This is a genomic window from Epilithonimonas hispanica (genome assembly GCF_003385395.1).
Classification (GTDB): domain Bacteria; phylum Bacteroidota; class Bacteroidia; order Flavobacteriales; family Weeksellaceae; genus Epilithonimonas; species Epilithonimonas hispanica.
In genome coordinates this window covers 1-3,132 of sequence record NZ_QNUG01000091.1, presented here as the reverse complement: position 1 = coordinate 3,132, position 3,132 = coordinate 1, and the positions used below count along the sequence as shown (strand labels likewise).

At 34.2% G+C, this 3,132-nt stretch carries 2 protein-coding genes and 1 pseudogene; 1 reads left to right on the top strand and 2 read right to left on the bottom strand.

The features are described from left to right. Together DRF58_RS19300 and DRF58_RS17840 are read right to left on the bottom strand one after the other, a co-directional pair. Positions 1 to 102 (bottom strand): annotated as a pseudogene (locus tag DRF58_RS19300) (IS982 family transposase); the annotation flags it as partial. A 490-nt stretch (positions 103 to 592) separates the two neighbouring features. Next, positions 593 to 1,729 carry a homogentisate 1,2-dioxygenase gene (locus DRF58_RS17840; RefSeq protein WP_245955601.1) on the bottom strand — a complete coding sequence of 379 codons (1,137 nt, stop codon included), beginning with the start codon at positions 1,727 to 1,729 and terminating at the stop codon, positions 593 to 595. Between the two features lie 511 nt (positions 1,730 to 2,240). Here DRF58_RS17840 and DRF58_RS17835 point away from each other — a divergent pair. Further along, the gene (locus DRF58_RS17835) at positions 2,241 to 2,924 is read left to right on the top strand and encodes a Bax inhibitor-1/YccA family protein (protein ID WP_116037290.1); all 684 of its coding nucleotides are present in this window, start codon (positions 2,241 to 2,243) and stop codon (positions 2,922 to 2,924) included. Positions 2,925 to 3,132: the final 208 nt, after the last annotated feature.

The window sequence follows — 3,132 nt, the reverse complement described above, 5'->3', positions numbered from 1 at the left end:
AGATAATTTTGGTTTAATTGGTTTGAAATAAAAATTTTCTTTGATGGTTAATTTTCTTAATTCCTTTAAAATAAAATCGTAAATTGCATCTAGGTTATTCATAATGTATTAGATTGGTAGTCAATACAATATACGAAATTTTCGTATTATGAGTAACCTTTTTTATAATGCACTACGGGTATATTAATAATTACTGCAAGCATTGCATTTTACGAATCTTGCACAGCCGTTTTTCCAAATAACAGTTTCTACTATGATGAATTCGAATATGTAACAAATCGAAAAATCCCAGATTCGGCAGAGATAAAATTCAAAGATTCCAGCTATCCCGATTTTCACGGAGATTATTTCTCTAAATCAATTATTGAATTATCGTCAAAATATTATGACAAATTACTTAAAGAATTAGAAGATGATAAAACATTAATAGAATCAACCGAAAATGATAAGAACATTTTCAAAGTTTTCGAAAGAAAGATTCCCAATGAAAGTGATAGGTGCCTTTTTATCCGTTTCTTAAAAGACAGAAAGACAATTATTGTAAACGCTGATTTTACATAAAAAGCTAACATTTTTGCTAGCTTTTACTTTGTTATTCCAACCAACTCGTTTTATAAGTTGGGTCTTCTACTTTAATCGTTTCTTCTGCAAGCTTCAAAGGACGGAAAGGATCAACCATTACTGCATATTCATCTGTGAATTTTTTACCAATACTTCTTTCCATTGCACCAGGATGTGGACCATGAACAATGCCTCCAGGATGAAGTGAAAAATCCATTAAATCCACGTGATTTCTGCTCATAAAATCTCCTTCTGTGTAAAACAAAACCTCATCCGAATCGATGTTGAAATGATTGTAAGGCGCGGGAATTGCTTGTGGATGATAATCATACATCCTTGCACAGAACGAGCAAACTACAAAATTGTGCGCTTCAAAATTTTGATGAACTGGAGGCTGTTGATGAACTCGTCCGGTAATTGGTTCAAAGTTTTTGATATTAAATTTATACGAATAAAAATACCCATCCCAACCAACTACATCAAATGGATGTGTCGCGTAAACAAAATCTGTGATTTGGTTTTCTTTTTTGACTTTGATGAGAAAATCTCCTTTCTCATTTTTCGGTTCTACAAAAGTTGGTGGAATAATATCTCTCTCACAAAACGGCGAATGTTCCAGCAATTGACCAAATTCATTTCGGTAACGTTTGGGCGTATAAATTGGAGAATGCGCTTCTATGAAAAAGAAAACATTTTGTTCTGATTCCACTTCTAATTGATAAATTGTACCTCTTGGAATAATGAGATAATCACCAACTGAGAAATCTATATTACCTAGCATTGTTTTCAGAATTCCTTTGCCTTCGTGGACGAAAAGTAGTTCGTCGCATTCTGCATTTTTATAAAAATAGTCGGTGGATTTTCTTGGTTTTGCCAAACCCATTTTCAAATCGTTGTTTAGCATCAAGACTTTTCGGCTTTCCAAAAAATCCTCTTCAGCAGTCACTTTTGCACCTTTTATCATTCTTGGCGTGACGTTTTTCTCCACCGCAATTTTGGGTGTGACGTCTTTTGCTTCGCCAATGGATTTGATTTGAGTCGGGCGATGTGTATGATACAACAACGATGCAATCCTGTGAAAACCTTCTGTTCCAAAGAGTTGTTCGTAGTAGAATTGGTCATCTTCGGATTTGAAAATCGTGTGTCTTTTTTGAGGAACTTTCCCCAATTAAACGTATCTCATTTTATTAGATTTGGCTTTTCTCAAATGTAATATTTTTTCTTTGAACGCAAAGTCCGCAAGATTTTTATTAATCATTGAAAACATTTTTAAGGTTCACAAAGGCGCTTCGCTCAGGAAAGATGTTGAATATCTCGCTGATGAAGCAGATTTGAAAATAATATCTAATTGTTTTTTGAACGCAAAGTCCGCAAAGATTTTTTTCACTTTATTGAAAATATTTTAAGGTTCACAAAGGCGCTTCGCTCAGCAAAAGGATTCGTAAAAATTATATTTGATGTTGAAAGTTGTTTCGATGTAGCACCCCCTAGCCCTGATGGGAACGGCATCCTTTTTTGTTTTTCATTTAAAAAACTTCAAATTATTGACAAAACGTTCTGAAAAACAAAAAAGATATAGTGGACAGCAGGTTCCCGGCTCCTAAAAAAGATTTATGAAATCCTTAAGATGTATTTTTAACAGAAAATGTTATCTTTGAGAATAACTAATTTTATAGCAAATGAATGATTCATTAATGGTTTCTCAGTTGTCAGAAATCGAAAAAGCAGAGTTTTACAGGAAAACATATATGCACGTTGCGGTGGCAATCTTGGCTTTCGGAGCGGTGGAATATCTTCTATTGAAAACAATTCCATTGGAAACGGTTTTGTCGATGTTGACCGGAAAATATATTTGGTTAGCCGTGATTGGCGTTTTTTGGTTGGCATCTATGTTGGCTACCAAATTATCATTCTCGCTTTCCAGAAATACACAATATCTTGGGTTAGGATTGTACGTTCTGATAGAAGCCGTAATTTTCCTCCCGATGTTGGGAATCGCGAGTGTGTACGCTCCGCAAGTGATTACTCAGGCAGGTTTGGTAACCTTATTTATGTTCGCTGGATTAACAGCAACCGTGTTTTTCACGAACAAAGATTTTTCTTTCCTTAGAAATATTATTGTAATTGGCGGATTTGTGGCGTTGGGAATTATTATTGTAGGTGCGATTTTCGGTTTCAATTTGGGACTTTGGTTCTCTCTGGCAATGGTTGGATTAGCGAGTGCGAGTATCCTTTACGAGACCTACAACATCAAAAATATCTACAACAAGGAACAATACGTTGGTGCAGCGTTGCAAATGTTTGCCTCGATAATGCTTTTGTTCTGGTATATTTTGAGAATTTTCTTGAGCAGAAGAGATTAAGATTTAACCAATATCAATTATTATAGAAGTGTCCAGAATTTTCTGGGCACTTTTTTATTTCCCGTGTATTGTATATTTGAACACGAAGTGCACAAAGGTTTTTATTAATTAACCTGAGTTCGGGATAAGAAATGAAATAAAATTTGCAATGAAAAGTAATAATTCGTATATTTAAGTTTCTGAAATTCAAATATTTAACGAATTATTA